This window comes from Weizmannia acidilactici, assembly GCF_008974185.1.
In the GTDB taxonomy this organism is placed as follows: domain Bacteria; phylum Bacillota; class Bacilli; order Bacillales; family Bacillaceae_C; genus Weizmannia; species Weizmannia acidilactici.
The window spans coordinates 17,822-35,910 of sequence record NZ_BKZP01000034.1; the positions used below are offsets into that span (position 1 = coordinate 17,822).

Here is an 18,089-nt window from a genome sequence, read left to right on the forward strand (position 1 = left end):
TTTTTATATTCTCCCCTGTGCGGAAATTTCCTGCATTTGCACAAAAAACCGGCCCCATACGAAGCCGGTTAAATTTTCACCAATTTATGCGTGCCGTCAAACGTGTACGGCAACGACAGAAGGTCACGGATCAAATCTTTTCCATATTTGTTCAGAAAATAAAAAATATTCCATACCCTTTCCTGTGGGATACCGTCCGGTCGCAGCGCACGTTCAATCCGCGCATATTTTTCAAGCATCACATCATGCTTCCGTTCGATATCCTCATTGATTTTCCGCTGCAAAAAAGCAAGCTGGTTGAGATGGAAGTTCAAGTTTTTGCGGGCAAGCGGCTCAAGCCCTTTACTGACAGCGGATAGAATCGCATCATATTGGGTTTCAAGCATCGCTTCCGTTTCACTGATTAAGGCATCCAAATTTTCATCTTTAACGGAATTCCAGTACGCTTGCCGTTCTTCCGCTGTTCCGTGCTTTAACACCTGTTCGATCTCGAGTCCAAGTTCCTTAATATCCCTTTGGATGGAACGTTCCAGCAGGGTGATGTTCAGCCGCGGCACCAAGGGCGGCATCAGGAAGCCGATTTTCTCAAATGCCTGCTTCAGTTCACCCCAATAGGCAATTTCTCCCGGCCCCCCGATAAATGCGAGGCTTGGAAACAGCCATTCCTGCATAAGCGGCCGCGTCACGACATTATTGCTTAAACGTTCTGGAGTTTGGCGGGAAATTTCCAACAATTGTTCTTTTGTAAAAAAGACGCTGCCGTTTTTCCCGGTAAATCCGCCTTGTTCCGGGTCATATTCGAGCAGGATGCGCTCCGTCCCATCGTAATAAAAAAGGTTCAGCGCCCGTCGCGAGATGTCGATTGCTTTCGGGAATTCGAACTTAGCCATTTTTTCCTGCTGCGCAAATACCGCTGCCGTAATCGTTTCATATTCCCGGATGATCCGCACGAAAAACGGCGCCTCTATTTCCCGCAGGCGCGGATCGGCCGAATCAATCAGAAGCACGCCGTATTCATGAAAAAGATCATGGACGATAAATGCGAAAGCATCGGTCAAGCTTTCGGACTGGTCCACAAATTTTTCAAGCTGGGCAAGAACCTTTTTTGTATGTTTTGTTTCTCCGAATGTTTCAAATACTTTATGTATCCATTTTTTTAAATGGGCACGATCCGGCTTTGTATCGGAAATCATTTTTTTCTGAAGCGGCCCTTCGGTATAGTTTAATTTTTTCAAGCTTCTGCCGCACACGGTAAAAACATGGTTCACTTCCAAATAATCGTGGTCCTCGCCCGCAATCCAGAAGACGGGCACGACCGGGATGTGAAGCGCTTCCTCCTGCATCTGGGCAAGCTTGATGATCGATATAAGTTTATGGATCGTATAAAGCGGCCCAGTTAAAAGCCCGGCCTGCTGGCCCCCGATCACAACGGCGGCGTTTTCCTGCCTTAATTTTTGCAAAGACCGGTGTATCTCCGGTGTAATACCAAATTTCTCCATAAAACTCCTGATACAATCTGCAAGCTGCTCCCGGGGAAACGTCCGTTTTTGTAAATCTTCCACTCTTCTTTGAAAAAAAGAAGAATCCATTATATCATAATGAAAAAAATCCTTTACAGGAGGCTTTTGCTCTAAGTAAAGGGAAGCAAACCGGTTCGTTGCTGGAATTGAAAAGTTTTCCAGTTCCATCAATAGATTCTTCCTTTCTTGTCATCATTGATTTTCTCATTGAGTATAGCATTTTTGCGAAAAAAAGGAAAAAAGACTGCTTTAATTCCTTCTTTCCATCCCTTTCACCATTTCATACAGCGCGGCCGATACCGGAATTTCCTTTTCCTTCCGGGCAGCGGTTTCAAGCATAAACCCGAGAATGGCGTCAATTTCGGTCCGCGCCCCTTTTTTCACATCTTTCAGCATGGAGGATTCATTTTCTTTCGTATTCCGGCAGATGCCGGTGACTTCCTCCCACATTTCTTCCCTTGAAAGCTTTGGAAAAAGCGCGATCAGCTCTTCAAAAACAGCACGGAACACGTTCGCATAATGCGGGTTTGTTAAAAGTAACCCGTTTTTCACTTTTAAAACAGCGGTCAAAGGATTGATCATGGCGTTGGCAAAGCATTTGCGCAAAAGCATGATTTCATAATCCGGAAGCAGCCGAAACGGAAAAGCATCTGGCGCGGTTTCAAGCAGTGCGGCAATTCCTTCCCAATTTCCCCGGAAAAAAGCAAGATTCGTTTTTCCGCGGCCGTTTTGTGCAACCGTCACGGCATCGATGCGGGCGGCGCCGTGCTCCACCGTTCCGACAAGGATCCTTTCTTGCGGAAGTTCTTCCAAAAGTGGAAGATGGCCCATCCCGTTTTGCAAAAACAGCACCGGAATTGCGGTGTCCATTTTTTTCAATATGGCGGCCGCACCGCTTAAGTCGTACTGTTTTACCGTAACAATGACCAGTTCCTGCGTGCCGGGGGATACAGGCGTTTCTTGTGCTTTTACGGAGACGGTGAACGGGGACATGCCGCCTTTTACCGTGATCCCTTTTTCGTTTAACAGCCGCGCCTGTTCTTTTGTTCTTGGAAACATGGTCACTTCATGAAACTTGCCAAGCCAGCCGCCATACAATAAACCGACCGCGCCGGCGCCAATGATCCCGATTTTCATCGCAACCGCCCCTTTTCTGTCATTTCTTTTCCACATTTTATCAGGCAATTTCCGGCTTGGAAAGAAATTTTTACCGGAATAAAATTTCTTGCGATCGCTTACACGTATTTCTTTCATTCTTGCCGCCGTTTGTTATATAATTATAATAACAATAGGCTTTACGCGAACAGGCAGCGTACCATACGCAAGCCAAGGGACAGAACTTCAACGAGGGATAGGGGAATTGATATGTCTTATAAAGTGGAAAGGTTAAAAGTGAATTACAAAACGCTGGAAGAATTTAAACAGTTTAAAGAGTACGGGGCACAGGAACTGTCCATGCTGGAAGATTTACAGGATAATATCATTGAAGACAACTGCGATTCGCCTTTTTACGGCATTTATTTTGCCGATAAGCTGGTCGCGCGCATGAGCCTTTACGAACGGGATGCGAAATATGATTTATATTTTGACCCCCCTCAAAAATTTTTGGAACTGTGGAAGCTGGAAGTGCTCCCAAACTACCAATTTAAAAATTACGGGAGGGCGCTCGTTGATTTTGCTAAAAGCTTCGGGCTCCCGATTAAAACAAATGCCCGCCTGAAATCAAGGGGTTTTTGGGAAAAGATGGGATTCCAGCCCGTTTCCTATAATGTTGAGCGCGACTTGAGCGAAAACCCGTTTGTTTGGCTTCCGGAAGGCGTCAAACTGCAGGATGCCAAACAGGACAAAAAACAGGCCTCATCTTGATCCGCCAAAAAGAACCGGATCCCCGGTTCTTTTTTACTTATCACGGGGGTGCAGCCTAAAACGATTTACTTCTTTCCGCTTACCGGGAAAGAAAATAGTAGTGCATCATGCGAGATGGTTGACGGCATTCTTCCGCGTTTCCTTGTCAATTTGTTTTCTGATTGCTTTTAAAACCGGATGCCAGCCTGCCAGTCCTTTTCCGTACGACAAAATAAATTGATAGTCAAAGCCGGGCGGGTTTTTTCCCTGATTGTGCTGCAGGATCGTTTCCATTTTATCCAGCGCTTTAACCAGCATAGCTTCGCGGGATTCCCCCCTGTTGTACTCCTCCCATAAGCTCAGAATCTTGCTCCGCAGCTCCGGCAACCCGACCGTAAGTTTTTCAATAGCAAGCCTTTCACGCTGCAGCTTTTTTTCACGGTCTTCTCCCACTACAGCAGAGATATCTCCGGCGTAAGCTTCACCAAGATCATGGACAAGGCACATCAGGATCACCCTGTCCATTTGGATACCGGGAAAATCTTCTGCGAGCGCAAACGCAAAGAGTGCCAGCCGGAATGTATGTTCCGCAACGCTTTCACGCCTGCCGTTTCCCGTCCACGCTGTCCGTTCAGCATCCTTGAGCCTTTCCAATTCTTTTACAAATCCGAGCACCTTCTCTACGTCTTCCATCCCGAATGAATACTCCCTCCAAGTTTTTCTCCAGTTTAACATATGTATCGGGAGAACATGGGCTGACAAGCAAAAATCCCCCGCTTTTATTAAAAATGCAGGGGAATATCCGTTATCTTTTATACTTCCTGCTCAACCAGTTTCCTCGCTTTTTCCATAATCGACAGAAGCGCGCTGTATTCTTTTTGCAGCTGCTCATGCTTTTCCCTTTCTTCCTGGTACATCCCGAGTAGTTCCTCGTATTTTAATTTCCATTCATCGGCACCGCGCTGCACATCTGTAACTTGTTTATTCTCCTGTTTGCTTTTTTCAGCAATTTTCTGGAGAATACGAATGGCATCGAATAATGAAGCCTCGCTTTCCACGGCCTCCGTCGGCTTTTCCGCTTCCGAAGCCGTTTCCGCAGGTTCACGGATCAGCTTCTTCCTCTCTTTTCTCTGTTTTTTCGCCATTTCAATTTCGGCCTTGTACTGTTTCCTCACATAGGAATTCCATCTGAATCCGCATGCCGCGGCCGTGCGGTTCATTTGCTTACCTGCTTCTTCAAATGCCTGCAGCTGCGTGCTCCCTTCCCTGATATGGCGCAGAACGATTTCTGACAGCAGCAAGTCTTCTTCCTGCGTCCAAGCATCCTGTCTGACTGTCGGCATATGAACCCCCCCAACCATTAATTAATACTATTCATATGCCGTTAATAGAAAAGATAGACTGGGAAGCTTGATAAAATTTCTACGGGGCAACAATGATTAAAAAAGCACGGGATGAACCTACCCCGTGCTCTTTTTCAATTATTTGTTCACAACATCTTTGCCTTTGTATGTCCCGCAGGATGGGCAAACGCGGTGCGCCATTTTCAATTCACCGCAATTTGGGCATTCGACCATGCCAGGCACTTGCAATTTGAAGTGTGTACGGCGTTTTCTTTTTGCAGTTTTAGAAGTTCTTCTGAAAGGTACAGCCATTCTTCCCACCTCCTTATAAGAGATAAGCAATAATGCAAGCCGAACCGTTTCGGTTATTTTTCAGAATCTTGTTCAAAAAATTTTGCCAGGCCGGCCAGCCGCGGATCCACCTTTTTTTCCGCCTGCTGCCCCATCTCCAAATACTGGTCCTCCGTCAACACTTGCCAGTTTTCGGTATGCGGAAGTTCTGCTTTTTTCGCTTCTTCGCTGAAAACCTGCATTGGAATGTCCAGCAAAATCAGTTCTTTCATAACCGGGATCAAGTCGATGACCTCATTTTCGGCAATATGCACTTCTTCATCTTCAGCGCCTTCATATTCAGAAGGCTCAAGAAGAAACGTTTCTGTCGATTTCAAATCAATTGGGTAATCCACATCGGCAAGAGTCCTGGCACAAGGCAACACGAGTTTCCCTTCAATATGAAGGTCAAACGTCACCCTGTCCCTGGAGACATTCCCATTGCCCGTTACTTGGAACAAAGAAGCCCCGCGGATTTCCGAATCCATTTCCATTAAATCTTTTGTAATGTCAACAGATTCATCTATATCAAAACTCTTGCCACGAAATTTTTGCAACTGAATGGTAGACCATTTCACTTCAAATCACCCCAAGGCAACAAAGGTAATTATAGCTTTCCTTATACCGTTTGTCAATATTTTTCCTTTACATCCCATTATGCCCAAAACTGTTTCGTTTTCTGCAAGGCACTGCGTACGTACTTTTGTATATCGCATATTCCGGCTGCCACGCCCGGCCCGTCATTCCCGCATGAGCCAGTCAAATCGCAACCTTCAAAAAATCACCCCCCTGTAAAGATTGCTTTTTTTGCCGGTTATGTTAAAAATAATTTATCACAGTCTGTACCGGAAAAAACATAGAAAGCATTCCAATTTTAAAAAGGAGGTCAAAAAAGTGATCAGTACCGGGATAATTGTGGAGTACAATCCCTTTCACAACGGGCATCTCCACCATATCCGCGAGACGCGGCGGCTGACAGGGGCGGATTGTATCATCGCCGTCATGAGCGGCTATTTTATGCAGCGGGGGGAACCTGCGCTTGTTTCAAAGTGGGCGCGGGCGGAGATGGCGGTATTATGCGGCGCGGATTTGGTTGTGGAACTGCCGTATGCGTTTGCCGTGCAGCAGGCCGAAAGTTTCGGATCCGGTGGGATTGCCATTTTGGATGCTTTACAGTGCCGCAATTTCTGTTTTGGCAGCGAGTCCGGGGATATTGAAAAGTTCCGCCGGGCCGTATCGGTTCTGCTCAAAAACGAATCTGTTTTTAACACTTATGTCCGGTGCGGGATGAAAAACGGGATCAGCTACCCGCAAGCACTGGCTAACAGTTTAAACAAACTCGGGGCAGGAGATGTGCTCGATTTAAGTTCTCCAAATAACATTCTTGGGTTCCACTATATGCTTGCCGCTGCAAAGAAAAATACCGGTATGGAGGCCTTCACGGTCGCAAGGAAATCGGCACAGCACCATGACGAAGCGTTTGCGGATGAAACAATTGCAAGCGCGACCGCGATCCGGAAAACTTTGATGCGGGACAACGATCCGGCTTCAATCCGCACGGTGGTCCCGAAACAGTCTTATGCATTGCTTACCCGCTGCCTGAAAGAAACGGGAACCTTCCACCATTGGGGAATTTACTGGCCTTTTTTGCGCTACAGGCTCATTTCCGCCTCCCATGAAGAACTGCGCAACATTTGCGAAGTGGAAGAAGGAATTGAGTACCGATTAAAAAAAGCGGCGATTGCCGCAGATGATTTTGAAAGTTTTATGAAAAAAGTAAAAACAAAACGGTATACATGGACAAGGATCCAAAGAATGTGCACCCATATTTTAACGAATACAACAAAAGATGAAATGAAAAGGCACGCGGCAAAGCCGGAATACATCAGGCTGCTCGCCATGAACGAAAAAGGGAGGGCTTATTTGCACCGTATCAAAAAAAATGTCCCTGTACCGGTGGTTTCCAAATTTTCGGCAAGTCTTGGACCGCTGATCGAACTTGATAGCAGGGCGGCGCATATTTATGCGCTCCCCCTCACAAAAAACGGCAGGGATAACCTGCTCCACCGGGAATACAGCAGGCCGCCGCTCATGGTTGGCGAACCGTTACGGTAAACCGAAAGCCCGCCGTACATGGCATGGCTTTCCGGTGTTATTTTTTCTTTTTCAGCCCGTTTAAATAGTCGAGGGCATCATCAAACGTTTTAACCGGAACGATTTTCATTTTTGTCCCGATGTCTTTTGCTGCCGCTTTTGCTTCTTCATAATTAGATTTTATGCCGGGATCCGCTTTTTTCATTTCCGGTGTAATTGTGTCATCCGGGGCAAAAAAGATTTCCGCCCCCGCTTTATCCGCCGCAATGACTTTTTTATCAATCCCGCCGATGCGGCCGACTTTCCCGTCCGTTGAAATTTCCCCGGTTCCGGCAATTTTATAGCCTTTCGTAATATCCTCCTTTGTGAGCTGGTTGTAAATTTCCAAAGTGAACATCAATCCGGCTGAAGGGCCGCCGATCTTTTCCGTATCCATTTTCACGCTTGGATCCGATGTAATCGAACGGTCGTCAACAAGGCTGATGCCGATCCCGGCTTTATTGTGGTTTTCCTTAAATTTTGCCAGCACAATTTCGGCTGTCTTTGTTTTTTTACCCCGCACATATGTGACCGTGATTTGATCGCCCGCTTTTTTCTTTGCGACAAAATTCGTAAACGCTTTGGAGGATTTATATGCATGACCGTCCACTTTCGTAATCCGGTCGCCTGCTTTTAACACTTTCGCGGCCGGCATCCCGTCGTAAACATTCAGTACATAAATTCCTTTATAATGGGAACGGAACGGTTTTTTCGCTTTCGTAAAGGCGACCTGAATTGCATTATGCTTTGAGTTTTCCATTAAATAAAGCTGGTACACATTAAACTCTTCATCGGTTTCGTTCTTATCCATGATCTCATCAACCGGGACAACATCCTCATGTTTTCTCAATTTTGCCCATATATACGTATACGGATTGGCGCGTCCCATGCGGACGGTTGTCAGCATAAATTTGCCTTTTTCCGGGTAGCCGCCCTTTACTTTAATGAGCGGGGCAAGCTGCAAGGCGCTGCCTGGCATTTCAATATAATAAGGCAGCGGCACAAAAGACAGCAGTGCGAGGGCCAAAACTGCAGCGATAAGGGCGCGCCGCCGGAATTTACGATGCTTCATTCATTCTGCTCCTTCCAGCTATTCATCGATTGCTTGATTTTCGGTACTGCTTTTTTTGCTGCTTCCTCTCCTATCTTAATGATTTGTTCCGCATTTGTAAAAGCCCTTGAACTGTACATTGAAGAGTCCGGGCGGATCATCACGTCAGCTTCCATTTTCCGGTTTTCGGCAATTTCCATTTGCATAATGTCAATACTCTGCATAATCACATCATATATATGGTGGATTTCCGCTTCCCTTTTTATGACGGCCACGTCCACTCCAACGACAATTTCGGCACCCATCCCTTTTGCGACAGAAACAGGGACGCGGTCAGCCACTCCACCGTCCACAAGGTAAAAGCCGCCGATCTTTTTCGGCACAAAAATACCGGGAATGGAAATACTGGCGCGCACCGCTTCTGCAACAGGCCCTTTTGTAAACACGACCTTTTTCCCGTTTGCGAGATTTGTCGCCACAACAGCAACGGGCGGGCGCAAATCCTCGAGCCTTTTCCTGTGCGTCAGCAATTTGATCAGCGCCTCTATTCTTTTCCCAGAAATCAGGCCCATTCTGCCGATTTTAAAATCCAAATAATATTTCCGTTTGAACGCGCCGGAAAGCTGCTGCATCTGCCGGACGGTCCGGCCTGCCCCGTACAGCGCGGCAACAAGCGCCCCGATGCTGCTTCCGGCGATCATGTCAATGGGAATCCCTTCTTCCTCCAGTACTTTCAAGACCCCGATATGCGCAAATCCCCTGGCGCCACCCGATCCAAGCGCCAATCCGATTTTCGGACGGTCCGCCATTGTCCCCCCTCCTCTTTTACGCCTCTTCCCGAACAGTTTATGGTCTAAATTTCAGGCCTATGAGTATATTGTTTTATAAGGACAAGCGACACAGAAAAAAAGAATCGCAGCGTGCGGCGGATGGATCAACGCAGGGGAGGAACACAGTTTGTATCAGTCTAAACTTAAAAGTGCTATTCTAGCATTGAGCGTCTCAACGATGGCCATTTCCATGATTGTTTTACCGGATGAATCTTTTAAAGCTTCCATTCAAGGATTAAATATGTGGTGGGAAGTTGTATTTCCTTCGCTTTTTCCTTTTTTTGTCATTTCTGAATTATTGATCGGATTTGGCGTTGTCCGCTTTCTCGGCGTCCTTCTGGAACCTTTGATGCGACCGCTTTTCCGCGTCCCGGGCGTAGGCGGCTTTACATGGGCGATGGGCCTGGCTTCCGGAAATCCCGCCGGAGCCAAATTTACCGCCCGCCTTCGCCAAGAAAAGCAGATTACGCAAATTGAAGCGGAACGCCTTGTTGCCTTTACGAGCTCATCCAGTCCGCTTTTTATTTTCGGCGCTGTGGCGGTCGGCTTTTTCCACAATCCATCGCTCGGAATCATTTTTGCGGCGGCCCATTATGTAGGGAATATTGCTGTCGGGCTGGTGATGCGCTTCCACGGCACAAATGAAGAAGTCAGGCGCCCAAAGAGAAAACACAAATTTCTATTAAAAGAAGCATTACGAGTCCTGCATGCCACAAGGATAAAAAACAACAAACCGATCGGAAAACTGCTCGGGGATGCGGTGATGTCCGCCATCCAGACGCTACTGATGATCGGAGGGTTCATCATCCTATTCTCTGTCTTTAATAAACTGCTACGGTACATGCATATTACGTCTTTTTTGGCGCTGCTTACCGAAGGGCTGCTGCATCTTGCCCATTTCTCGGAAAAATTAAGCATCCCGCTCATATCCGGCCTGTTTGAAATGACGCTCGGCATCCAAATGATCAGCGAAGCACGGGAATCCCCCCTGCTCCAGCAGGTCATTGCCGCCAGTTTTATGCTCGGGTTCGGCGGGTTCAGCATCCAGGCCCAGGTGGCAAGCATCCTTGCCCAGACAGATATCCGGTTCCGGCCGTTTTTTATTGCCCGCATGTTGCACGGATTCCTGTCCGCGGCAATTGTATGGCTGATCTGGAATCCGGTGTATATACGCTTTTTTGCCGAAAAAGATGCATTGCAGACGGTTTTTGGCTCTCCGGTTGCGGGTGCGGGCCATGGGCTGTACGCCCGCGCTGCCGCATGGCTGGAAGCAAACGGTCCGCTTGTGACCATATCCTGCCTCATTATCTACATCATCCTTTATTACAAGTCATGTCGGACAAATTGGCGCTGAAGGGAGTAAACGCCAAGAAAACAAAAAAGGGGAGCCCCTATTGGCATCCCCCGCCCTTTTCCGGCCTATTTATTGACTCCCGAATTTCTTTTTCAGCGCTTCGTTTACAGGAGCCGGAACAAGTTCGGAAATATCACCGTGGTATTTGGCAATTTCTTTCACAATGCTTGAACTCAAGAAAGAATATTGGTTGTTGGTCATGATAAAAAAAGTTTCAATCCGGTCATTTAACAGACGGTTCATAGAAGTCAGCTGCAACTCGTATTCAAAATCGGAAACGGCCCTCAAACCGCGGATAATCACGTCGGCTTTTTTGGATTCGGCATATTCCATCAAAAGCCCTTGGAAAGAATCAACTTCCACATTCGGGATATCCTTCGTCACTTCCCTGATCAATTCTTTCCTTTCTTCCACATCGAAAAGCGGCCTTTTCGAGATATTGTTCAGCACGGCCACATACACTTTGTCAAAAACTTTCGCACCTCTTTTAATAATATCCAGATGCCCGTTTGTAATCGGATCAAAACTTCCCGGGCAAATTGCGATCTTCCCCATTGCCCTCATCCCCCTTATTGGTATATATCGTGATTCCGGTGATGCCATATTTCGCTATTTTATATGTAATAAGATTGCCGATGTTTTCCGGCATTGAAAGCCCTGCGTCATGTTCGCAAACAACGTAACCGTTTTCAACAAGCAGATGGTTTGCAGCAATAAATTCCAGGAGCGCAGCTAATTTTTGCTTTTTATAAGGCGGATCAAGAAAAACCGCATCAAAGGCAAGCCCCCTTTTTGCCAACACTTTTAAAGCGCGTTCGGCATCATTCCGATATACTTCGCTTCTGGTTTTAAACCCGCATTTTGCAAGGTTCGTTTTAACCGTTTGCAGCGCCTTTGGGTCTTTATCGACAAAAATCATTTTGTCCATGCCCCTGCTCAACGCTTCAATCCCAAGCCCACCGCTGCCCGCATACAGATCGAGGCCCAGCCCCTTTTTAAAATATGGGCCGATCATATTAAAAACCGCTTCTTTCACTTTATCTGTCGTAGGGCGCGTTCCCATTCCAGGGACGGCTTTTAAAACTGTTCCTTTTTGGCTGCCCGAAATAACTCTCATGATGGTCACCACGAATTCGAAAAGTTTTCCATCTTATCCTACCATATTTTTTTAAGAGGGGGAAAAGTTTTTCGCTAAAATTTTATGCAAAAGTATAATTTGGGAAAAGCTGGCCATACTGATAACAGCAGCATCACAATAAGATGTTGCTGCCAACCGCGGAGAAGACTTACGTTTCCCCATAAGTTCTTCCTCCGGTTTCTCCTCTCCCTTTGCCTTCTGTCCGGAATAAAAGGATATGGAAGGGCCCTGCAGAATATTCTGCAGGGTTTTTTATTTTCCTTCTGTACCGGGCAGCTTTATAAAAATTTTATTCAATTCCGTTTCCAGAGCTGGGGCAGGCATCTTTATTGTAAATTTTGACCATACCGCCCTGGAAAAACGAAGCTTTATTTTTGCCGCTTTTCGAAAGGGGAGAGATGCAGTAGAATAAAAACAGCGAAAAATGAAAAGTGGGGAATGTACGATGCAGCAAAGATTTATCGAACTGGGGAACGGATACACCGATTTGTTTGAACTGATAGAACTTGCAAAAGTGAACAAGCACCGCCTGCAGGGGATGCTTGCGCTTCATACCATAACCGGCGGAAAGGCGGTCACATCGCCTGTCCTTGTTTTGAAACCGACAGACCCGGGGGAATTCCAGCCGTTATACATTTGCCTCGAAGGCATTCCGGATCCACGCATCCAGCAGAATAAAAGGTACAGCCTTTTTGCGGAAACCGCCGCGGACTTAAATATGGAAATTGTTGAACTGGAAGTCCGGCCTTCAACATCTTTTACCGATAAAACACTTTTCTACCAGTATTTAATCGGGATTTTAAGAATGAACAAGCTTATCGCACCGCTTACATAAAATATCCGGCCGAAAAATGGCCGGATGTCCAATCGGTCATAAGCCGATTTTGTAATCATATTCTTTTGCTTTATCGGGTTTTGCATTTTCATATTCCGTTTTTAAAAACGGCTTCATAGAGTAGTCTACTTTCCGCACAAACGGGAGATTTTCAATTTTTTCTTTTATATGCTCTATTTCGGCGCGGTCGCAATAGAGCACAACATACTTCATCTTTTTGGACGCATAATGGACATTGCCGAATCTCCGCAAATATTTCGTGTGTTTCATCTGATACAGCCAAATGATAAGACCCTGCCGATCTGATAGCATATCGTTTCCCCTTCGTACTTTTTATATGAGTGTACCATATTCCCTCCTTGCAGAACAATAAAAACAGAGAGGCCGCATCCTTTTTGAAGCGGATTGCGGCCCAATTTATCATAAGACTATGTTAGTAATTAATGTTTTTGATCGCGAAATCCGCTTCGCTCCCTGCGCAGCGAGCCTCCTCGCCGATACCCCGGCACAAGGCGTCTCTTCTTGCTCGCTTATCCCGCAGGAATCTCAGAAATTAGCGATAACAAAAATTGAACAAAGCCCAACATAATAAAGACTCATGCGGAACAGCCGCAACTGCCGCCCGTCCCGCAGCCCCCGGAACATGAAGAATCAAAAAACGGGTTTCCGGTAGGCACTTTTATATGTTCTGAAACGGATCTGCCAATCAGGAGGCTGATTTGGTCGAGCAGATCCTGCAAAGCATTTTCCGCCCGCCTGAAGCTTGCGACATTCTCATCCAAATCCATTTCCCTTTTGGCTTCCCTTGTTTCTTTATTGATGCGTTTGTAATCAGGATGATACCTGCCAAATCGCTGAACTTCCTCAAATTGTTCTTTCATGCGCATAAATGCACGGACTTTCCGCTGCGTATCAAGATCGGAATGCATCTTGATGTAGCACTTCCGGTACTCTTCCGCAACGTCCGACTCCACGACCATTCTGGCAAGGGTTTCGGCCTCGGACAGAATTTCCGCGCTTTCCAATGTTGCAAGCAAAAAGCTCACCTCCACATGCCTATTTTAACATGTTTCAGGGAGCTTTGCGAATTGGCTGCCATCAGGTAACGGTAATATAAAACTGCCTGCGGATGCCCAAATCCGCATCCGTCGTTTTGTCCACCACTTCCAGCTTCACGGTATGTACCCCTTTTTCTAACCCTTTTACAACAAACGCCGCAGTGTTGTACTCGCCTTCATATGCGCCGTCCACATAGACCTTGATCTTTGCCTGCCTCGCATGCTTGCTGCCGGAAAAAGATACGCTTGGAATAATGCATTCCACAAATAAATCGTCTTCTTTTACAAAATGCCGGATAGATACTTGATTGCCTTTCGTATATGTGGCCGCATCCACCTCGTTCCACTCTTTGCGGGGGATCTGCCCGCCGCAGCCGGAAAGCAAGATACATACCGCAATCAAACCTGCAGCAATTCTCATGATCATCACTCCTCACGGTTTATTTTCCGCAAGAAAGTGCTACTTTACTCAAAAAAAAGGAAAATTTTTCGCGTTTTTTACTCAGCTGTCTTTTGCTCAATTTACATTACAGCAGTCAAAACCCTTTTATCCGGAAGCTACACCGAAATTATCCTTGCTCATACATCGCCCGAACCATATGCATCATCATCTGCGCCATCTGCAGCCCATTTGTAAATTTTTCAACCCGCTGGGGGATCGTTTTTTGGTAATAATGGAGCGACGCGATTTGAAATTGTTCCAATTCTTCAGGATGACGCGATAATCTCCGGTACCAGATCGGCTGTTCCCTCAAAAATGCTTTCCACTCATTCGATTGGCGAATATAATCCATCACATCGCCTCTCATCCGGAATACCTCCTTTTAATCTTTTCTAAATGAAAAAGGGTTTTTCTGCTGCACCGGCTGCGGTGATTTTCCCCCTTGTGCAGGCGCCTGGAATTGCATGATTAAATTCTGCACGGCCGCAATCGCAGCGCTGAGATTTTGCAAATGCCCTTGCACCTGTTCCACATCCAATTTTTGCAGGACCGAACCAAGCTGTGTCATCCAGCCGCCTTCGCCGTTGCCGTTTTCTACCTTCTTTTTATTGTCGCCTTCCGCTTCGTACTTTATCCAGCTCGGATCATCCTCGCCCAATATATACCATTCCTCAAAAAAATCCTGTAATGTTTTCTTTCCGCTCCGGACTTCTTTCAAAATCAAAGGATGGCTTTTTGTAAACAACTTAAATTTTTCGACGGAAGGATGCAATTTTTTCGTTCCCAATTTCGGTCACCCCGCAAGAAAACATTTTCGGCATCTCATAGGACGGAACCCGTTTAATATTCCAAAGCTCATTTTGTGTAACCTTCCTATCTTCCAGCATATGCCCGTTACGCTTAAGTGTGAAGGTTTTCATTTTCCGTAAATTTTGGTACGATATGTGTATGTTTTATTTGGGCTTTACCGGCCCTCCGAAAAATTTTGAAATAGAAGAGGGTATCCAAAAAATGAAAGAAGCATTGCGCGATACATTCGAAAAAGTGCTGGAAAAGGCAACTGGTGAAGATTTAACCGTGTTGTCGCAAATGTTAAACGGGTTGGCCAAAAAACAATCCGGACACGAAAACACATATTTTAAAGACCTCTTTCTGATGGAAGCGGATTTCCGGGAAGGGGAATGTGAAGTGGCCATCCCTGTGACGCCGTTAATCTATAATACATTTTCCATCGTGCACGGCGGCGTGACCGCGACGCTGCTCGATACAGTGATGGGGGTCATGGCAAACCGCCTTTTGCCGCCAGGGCAGCAGGCGGTGACCTCCAATTTGACGATCCACTATCTCGCTCCCGGAACTGGAAAATTTTTAAAAGCAAAAGCAAACGTCATTCACCGCGGGACGAAAACAATGGTGATGGAAGGGATTGCCTTCCGGGATGATGGGACGAAAATAGCACACTGCACCGGTTCTTTTTTCATATTAAAATTAAAATAACGTGTAAGAAAAAGCTAAAAACCCCGTCCTGCAAGGATGCAGGCGGAGTTTTTCTACTTAAGGCTTTTGGATAAAGTCCTGGGTATAGTATTTTTGGTAAACACCGACCCCGAGATCCGTAAAATCTTTTTGCAGCAAGGCCTTCCGGTGGCCTTCGGAATTCAGCCAGCCTTCCACCGCCGCAGGGCCGTCCATATAGTGGGCTGCAATATTTTCCGCAGCCGAAGTGTATAAAATTTTGCCGTCGTTTAATCTTTCCTTTAAATCCCCATATTTTGGGGATTCATGGGAGAAATAATGCCTGACTGCCATATCTTTGCTGTGTTTGTAAGCTACATCGGCAACCGCTTCATCCCAGCCGAGTTTTTTCAGGCCAAACCGCTCCCGGACGATATTGGTAATGTCAAAAATTTGCCGGGCGCTTCCGGTCTCGATGTCAGCCCATTTTTTTTCGCTGACCGAGGCGGGTTCGGGTAACTCACCCCGGTAAACCATTTCATACGGATGTTGCAGCATCAATGTATTTTTATCCATAAAACGGATGAAAAGCAGTTGTCCGCTGAATTTATCAAGCGCTAGTTGCGCATACACATCACCGAGCTGTACAAGCGGACGTATATTTAAATCTTCTTCCGACAGTTCAAAACGGTATGTGCCTTTAGATGACTGGACAGTCATATCCGTATTCATCATAATGGAACTGTAAATTTCCTCTACATTTTCCCCGATCCGGAAAGGTTCCACATTTAATTTTTTTCCGACGGCATAAATGGTCTTAATCTTGCCGTTTTTGACCCCGGCCTGAAAATAGCCGGAAGATTTCTTGTTATAAATCCACCAATCATAACCGTATGCCGACGGGTCAATCCGCTTAGGTTTTCCGAAATGCGCTGTTAAATTTTTCACAGGTTTTCCAATATATACCGCCATTCCGCTTTTCGGGTGGCCATATTTATTGCTTTGGCCGTTTTTATTTATTTTCGTGCCGTCATCGACTTTCGGGCTTGTAGAACGGTTTTGCAGCACCCCGTTTTCAGGGCGGAGTTGAAAATACAGCCCTACTATAAAGATAAGCACGAAAATCACGGCTGTTTTCAAAAAAATACGCAGGTGGTTTCACCCCTCTTGGCTGATCCATAATCTATTGACTGTATTGATTTTATTATACATTTTACCTTTATAAGCAGGAAAGCGCCAATTTTTTTGAAGCCGCATCCTGCATCTCGACCGAAGATCGAATATTTCTCTTTATATGAACATATAAAAATAAAAAATATTGTCATTGCATTGCCGGTTATTTTCAGATAAGATAAAATTGAGGAATTTTACTGTGCAATTCCGGAACGTTTATAGGAGGGATTGGTTCTTGAAATTCGACAATACCGGGCTGGAAAATTTCAAGGTGGATCTGACACGGCTTGATGACATTATGGAACGGCACCGCATGGTACGGGCAGGCCAATGGGATTATGAACGCGTCACCTATGATAAAAAATATACAATTAAAGAAGGCACTTATTATTTGCGTGTGCAGGGATACGCAACCGAAGGCGATGTGGATTCATTTGATGCCGTCATACAACTGATGCCACCGATTTTAGGAAAATATTATTATCCGCATGGTATCGAATACGGGGATGATGAATACTTTCCGCATGACCTCATCAAACATTGCAGAAAAGCTTTGGAAGCGCTTAAAGAAGATTTGGCTGTTTTTGCTGAATAAGGTTAAGCGGCCGCCCCACTGGACGGATGTTACGCCTCCGCGACGGGAGCGGCCGCTTTTTGCTTTTACCGGTGCTCCATCGGCCGGTGCCGGTCGGAAAGCATTGGGGTTGTTTCTTCTTCTGATGGCTCCTGTTCTTTTTTTGCCCAGTCAAAAAAGGCACGGGCCAGCATAATGCCGTAAACCGTTTCCTGCACCATCTTCATGATGACGCCGCCAAGCTGCTGGTCTTCCAGCGCCGGCAGCGGTGAAAATATCGCAGGTGAACCATAACGGCCCAATGTGGAAAGTTTTTCTGCAGGGACGCACAAATGCATGGACGTAAGCCACATCGCGCCGTCGGAATAGGTTTTGTAAACCGGGGCATTTGCGAAAATGATCAGCCCGCAGGCAGGGGTCAAAAGCATTGCGCTGGCAAATAAATAAGCAATTTTTTTCAAACCGTTTAACGGATATTCCCCGGGCAATGGCTGAAGCAGCGGCCACCACATGAACATGGCAAAGATAAATAGTACAATCGTATAAACACTATGGAGAAGCGGCACCACTTTCACCTGATCAAAAACCGCAGGAATATGGTACAGGGAAAAAATAACATTAAACCCGCTTACCGCAATGACCGGCCTGGTAAAAAACCGGAAAACGGGCGCAACAATAGGCAGCTGAACAAATTTCTCATATATCCAGACTGGAATGCCCCGCATAAGAAGCGGTGCCACAATCAAATACAGAATGGACATCTGTAACATATGCACTGAAAACATAATATGTCCGAGCAAATCAAGCGGGGATCCTTTTACAATGTAGAGAAGCGCCATTGCCGTGCAAAAAAAGCCTGCCTGGGCCTTGCTTGGAGGCGCTTCGGTTAAGAAAGATTTTTTGCACAAAGCCGCAAGCGTAAAATAAAAGAAAACAACCAACAGGATTGCACTGAAAAAATACGGGCTCCACAATGCAAGGAACCCGAATATTTCAAGCGGCATAGTC

Annotated in this window: 23 protein-coding genes; 6 read left to right on the forward strand and 17 right to left on the reverse strand. The window is 46.1% G+C overall.

Annotation, left to right across the window (positions count from 1 at the left end; translation table 11 throughout):
• Nucleotides 1-68 precede the first annotated feature (68 nt).
• Both bshC and BpJC4_RS13085 read right to left on the reverse strand, forming a co-directional pair.
• Nucleotides 69-1,688, reverse strand: coding sequence for a bacillithiol biosynthesis cysteine-adding enzyme BshC (gene bshC / locus BpJC4_RS13080; protein WP_151698006.1), 1,620 nt, complete (start codon nucleotides 1,686-1,688; stop codon nucleotides 69-71).
• Nucleotides 1,689-1,769: 81 nt separating this feature from the next.
• Nucleotides 1,770-2,657 carry a 2-dehydropantoate 2-reductase gene (locus BpJC4_RS13085; protein WP_151698007.1) on the reverse strand — a complete coding sequence of 296 codons (888 nt, stop codon included), beginning with the start codon at nucleotides 2,655-2,657 and terminating at the stop codon, nucleotides 1,770-1,772.
• 228 nt (nucleotides 2,658-2,885) lie between these two features.
• On the opposite strand from BpJC4_RS13085, the gene BpJC4_RS13090 reads away from it, so the two are divergent.
• Entirely contained in the window at nucleotides 2,886-3,386 is a 501-nt protein-coding gene (locus tag BpJC4_RS13090) for an N-acetyltransferase (protein ID WP_151681375.1), read from the forward strand.
• A 105-nt stretch (nucleotides 3,387-3,491) separates the two neighbouring features.
• On the opposite strand, the gene BpJC4_RS13095 is transcribed toward BpJC4_RS13090, so the two are convergent.
• From BpJC4_RS13095 to BpJC4_RS13110, 4 genes are all read right to left on the reverse strand, one after another.
• Complete coding sequence (locus BpJC4_RS13095; protein WP_151698008.1) at nucleotides 3,492-4,058, reverse strand: HD domain-containing protein; 567 nt, start codon at nucleotides 4,056-4,058, stop codon at nucleotides 3,492-3,494.
• A gap of 119 nt (nucleotides 4,059-4,177) precedes the next feature.
• Nucleotides 4,178-4,708 carry an RsfA family transcriptional regulator gene (locus tag BpJC4_RS13100; protein WP_151698009.1) on the reverse strand — a complete coding sequence of 177 codons (531 nt, stop codon included), beginning with the start codon at nucleotides 4,706-4,708 and terminating at the stop codon, nucleotides 4,178-4,180.
• Between the two features lie 138 nt (nucleotides 4,709-4,846).
• A complete protein-coding gene (rpmF, locus tag BpJC4_RS13105) occupies nucleotides 4,847-5,020 on the reverse strand; it encodes a 50S ribosomal protein L32 (protein WP_151681377.1) in 174 nt (57 codons plus the stop codon).
• 53 nt (nucleotides 5,021-5,073) lie between these two features.
• Nucleotides 5,074-5,616, reverse strand: coding sequence for a YceD family protein (locus BpJC4_RS13110; protein ID WP_151681378.1), 543 nt, complete (start codon nucleotides 5,614-5,616; stop codon nucleotides 5,074-5,076).
• Between the two features lie 316 nt (nucleotides 5,617-5,932).
• Here BpJC4_RS13110 and BpJC4_RS13115 point away from each other — a divergent pair, with 316 nt between their 5' ends.
• Nucleotides 5,933-7,153, forward strand: coding sequence for a nucleotidyltransferase (locus BpJC4_RS13115; protein ID WP_172968369.1), 1,221 nt, complete (start codon nucleotides 5,933-5,935; stop codon nucleotides 7,151-7,153).
• A 37-nt stretch (nucleotides 7,154-7,190) separates the two neighbouring features.
• Here BpJC4_RS13115 and BpJC4_RS13120 read toward each other — a convergent pair whose 3' ends face one another.
• The gene (locus BpJC4_RS13120) at nucleotides 7,191-8,243 is read right to left on the reverse strand and encodes a SepM family pheromone-processing serine protease (RefSeq protein ID WP_151681379.1); all 1,053 of its coding nucleotides are present in this window, start codon (nucleotides 8,241-8,243) and stop codon (nucleotides 7,191-7,193) included.
• A complete protein-coding gene (locus BpJC4_RS13125; protein ID WP_151681380.1) occupies nucleotides 8,240-9,031 on the reverse strand; it encodes a patatin-like phospholipase family protein in 792 nt (263 codons plus the stop codon). The genes BpJC4_RS13120 and BpJC4_RS13125 overlap by 4 nt, the downstream gene beginning before the upstream one ends.
• Before the next feature lie 148 nt (nucleotides 9,032-9,179).
• On the opposite strand from BpJC4_RS13125, the gene spoVV reads away from it, so the two are divergent.
• The gene (gene spoVV, locus BpJC4_RS13130; protein WP_151681381.1) at nucleotides 9,180-10,406 is read left to right on the forward strand and encodes a dipicolinic acid transporter SpoVV; all 1,227 of its coding nucleotides are present in this window, start codon (nucleotides 9,180-9,182) and stop codon (nucleotides 10,404-10,406) included.
• 69 nt (nucleotides 10,407-10,475) lie between these two features.
• Here the strand turns inward: spoVV and coaD are convergent, their stop codons facing one another.
• Together coaD and rsmD are read right to left on the reverse strand one after the other, a co-directional pair.
• On the reverse strand, nucleotides 10,476-10,961 hold the full coding sequence (gene coaD, locus BpJC4_RS13135) for a pantetheine-phosphate adenylyltransferase (RefSeq protein ID WP_151681382.1): 486 nt from the start codon (nucleotides 10,959-10,961) through the stop codon (nucleotides 10,476-10,478).
• Nucleotides 10,927-11,523, reverse strand: a complete 597-nt coding sequence (rsmD, locus tag BpJC4_RS13140) for a 16S rRNA (guanine(966)-N(2))-methyltransferase RsmD (protein WP_151681383.1) — start codon at nucleotides 11,521-11,523, stop codon at nucleotides 10,927-10,929. The genes coaD and rsmD overlap by 35 nt, the downstream gene beginning before the upstream one ends.
• Nucleotides 11,524-11,989: 466 nt before the next feature.
• On the opposite strand from rsmD, the gene BpJC4_RS13145 reads away from it, so the two are divergent.
• Nucleotides 11,990-12,379: a DUF7147 family protein gene (locus BpJC4_RS13145; RefSeq protein WP_151681384.1), complete on the forward strand. Its 390-nt coding sequence runs from the start codon at nucleotides 11,990-11,992 to the stop codon at nucleotides 12,377-12,379.
• Between the two features lie 36 nt (nucleotides 12,380-12,415).
• Here BpJC4_RS13145 and BpJC4_RS13150 read toward each other — a convergent pair whose 3' ends face one another.
• The 5 genes from BpJC4_RS13150 to BpJC4_RS13170 all read right to left on the reverse strand — a co-directional run bounded on the left by BpJC4_RS13150 (nucleotide 12,416) and on the right by BpJC4_RS13170 (nucleotide 14,666).
• A complete protein-coding gene (locus BpJC4_RS13150) occupies nucleotides 12,416-12,691 on the reverse strand; it encodes a YlbG family protein (protein ID WP_151681385.1) in 276 nt (91 codons plus the stop codon).
• Between the two features lie 284 nt (nucleotides 12,692-12,975).
• On the reverse strand, nucleotides 12,976-13,416 hold the full coding sequence (locus BpJC4_RS13155; protein ID WP_151698011.1) for a YlbF/YmcA family competence regulator: 441 nt from the start codon (nucleotides 13,414-13,416) through the stop codon (nucleotides 12,976-12,978).
• Between the two features lie 61 nt (nucleotides 13,417-13,477).
• Nucleotides 13,478-13,858 carry a hypothetical protein gene (locus BpJC4_RS13160; RefSeq protein WP_151681387.1) on the reverse strand — a complete coding sequence of 127 codons (381 nt, stop codon included), beginning with the start codon at nucleotides 13,856-13,858 and terminating at the stop codon, nucleotides 13,478-13,480.
• Between the two features lie 148 nt (nucleotides 13,859-14,006).
• The gene (locus BpJC4_RS13165) at nucleotides 14,007-14,246 is read right to left on the reverse strand and encodes a YlbE-like family protein (protein ID WP_151681388.1); all 240 of its coding nucleotides are present in this window, start codon (nucleotides 14,244-14,246) and stop codon (nucleotides 14,007-14,009) included.
• A gap of 15 nt (nucleotides 14,247-14,261) precedes the next feature.
• Complete coding sequence (locus BpJC4_RS13170; protein ID WP_151681389.1) at nucleotides 14,262-14,666, reverse strand: YlbD family protein; 405 nt, start codon at nucleotides 14,664-14,666, stop codon at nucleotides 14,262-14,264.
• Between the two features lie 224 nt (nucleotides 14,667-14,890).
• Here BpJC4_RS13170 and BpJC4_RS13175 point away from each other — a divergent pair, with 224 nt between their 5' ends.
• Nucleotides 14,891-15,376 carry a PaaI family thioesterase gene (locus BpJC4_RS13175; protein WP_151681390.1) on the forward strand — a complete coding sequence of 162 codons (486 nt, stop codon included), beginning with the start codon at nucleotides 14,891-14,893 and terminating at the stop codon, nucleotides 15,374-15,376.
• A 57-nt stretch (nucleotides 15,377-15,433) separates the two neighbouring features.
• Here BpJC4_RS13175 and BpJC4_RS13180 read toward each other — a convergent pair whose 3' ends face one another.
• Entirely contained in the window at nucleotides 15,434-16,453 is a 1,020-nt protein-coding gene (locus tag BpJC4_RS13180; RefSeq protein ID WP_151698012.1) for a CAP domain-containing protein, read from the reverse strand.
• A gap of 289 nt (nucleotides 16,454-16,742) precedes the next feature.
• Between BpJC4_RS13180 and BpJC4_RS13185 the strand changes: the two genes are divergently transcribed.
• The gene (locus tag BpJC4_RS13185; RefSeq protein WP_151698013.1) at nucleotides 16,743-17,102 is read left to right on the forward strand and encodes a YugN family protein; all 360 of its coding nucleotides are present in this window, start codon (nucleotides 16,743-16,745) and stop codon (nucleotides 17,100-17,102) included.
• Nucleotides 17,103-17,167: 65 nt separating this feature from the next.
• Here the strand turns inward: BpJC4_RS13185 and ctaG are convergent, their stop codons facing one another.
• Nucleotides 17,168-18,085 carry a cytochrome c oxidase assembly factor CtaG gene (gene ctaG, locus BpJC4_RS13190; protein WP_151698014.1) on the reverse strand — a complete coding sequence of 306 codons (918 nt, stop codon included), beginning with the start codon at nucleotides 18,083-18,085 and terminating at the stop codon, nucleotides 17,168-17,170.
• Nucleotides 18,086-18,089 lie beyond the last annotated feature (4 nt).

Excerpts from the sequence above, each read along its gene's own strand:
- bshC (WP_151698006.1), bottom strand. The coding sequence starts at position 1,688 with ATGGAACTGGAAAACTTTTCAATTCCAGCAACGAACCGGTTTGCTTCC.
- BpJC4_RS13085 (WP_151698007.1), bottom strand. The coding sequence starts at position 2,657 with ATGAAAATCGGGATCATTGGCGCCGGCGCGGTCGGTTTATTGTATGGC.
- BpJC4_RS13090 (WP_151681375.1), top strand. The coding sequence starts at position 2,886 with ATGTCTTATAAAGTGGAAAGGTTAAAAGTGAATTACAAAACGCTGGAA.
- BpJC4_RS13095 (WP_151698008.1), bottom strand. The coding sequence starts at position 4,058 with ATGGAAGACGTAGAGAAGGTGCTCGGATTTGTAAAAGAATTGGAAAGG.
- BpJC4_RS13100 (WP_151698009.1), bottom strand. The coding sequence starts at position 4,708 with ATGCCGACAGTCAGACAGGATGCTTGGACGCAGGAAGAAGACTTGCTG.
- rpmF (WP_151681377.1), bottom strand. The coding sequence starts at position 5,020 with ATGGCTGTACCTTTCAGAAGAACTTCTAAAACTGCAAAAAGAAAACGC.
- BpJC4_RS13120 (WP_151681379.1), bottom strand. The coding sequence starts at position 8,243 with ATGAAGCATCGTAAATTCCGGCGGCGCGCCCTTATCGCTGCAGTTTTG.
- BpJC4_RS13125 (WP_151681380.1), bottom strand. The coding sequence starts at position 9,031 with ATGGCGGACCGTCCGAAAATCGGATTGGCGCTTGGATCGGGTGGCGCC.
- coaD (WP_151681382.1), bottom strand. The coding sequence starts at position 10,961 with ATGGGGAAGATCGCAATTTGCCCGGGAAGTTTTGATCCGATTACAAAC.
- rsmD (WP_151681383.1), bottom strand. The coding sequence starts at position 11,523 with ATGAGAGTTATTTCGGGCAGCCAAAAAGGAACAGTTTTAAAAGCCGTC.
- BpJC4_RS13145 (WP_151681384.1), top strand. The coding sequence starts at position 11,990 with ATGCAGCAAAGATTTATCGAACTGGGGAACGGATACACCGATTTGTTT.
- BpJC4_RS13150 (WP_151681385.1), bottom strand. The coding sequence starts at position 12,691 with ATGCTATCAGATCGGCAGGGTCTTATCATTTGGCTGTATCAGATGAAA.
- BpJC4_RS13160 (WP_151681387.1), bottom strand. The coding sequence starts at position 13,858 with ATGAGAATTGCTGCAGGTTTGATTGCGGTATGTATCTTGCTTTCCGGC.
- BpJC4_RS13165 (WP_151681388.1), bottom strand. The coding sequence starts at position 14,246 with ATGAGAGGCGATGTGATGGATTATATTCGCCAATCGAATGAGTGGAAA.
- BpJC4_RS13175 (WP_151681390.1), top strand. The coding sequence starts at position 14,891 with ATGAAAGAAGCATTGCGCGATACATTCGAAAAAGTGCTGGAAAAGGCA.
- ctaG (WP_151698014.1), bottom strand. The coding sequence starts at position 18,085 with ATGCCGCTTGAAATATTCGGGTTCCTTGCATTGTGGAGCCCGTATTTT.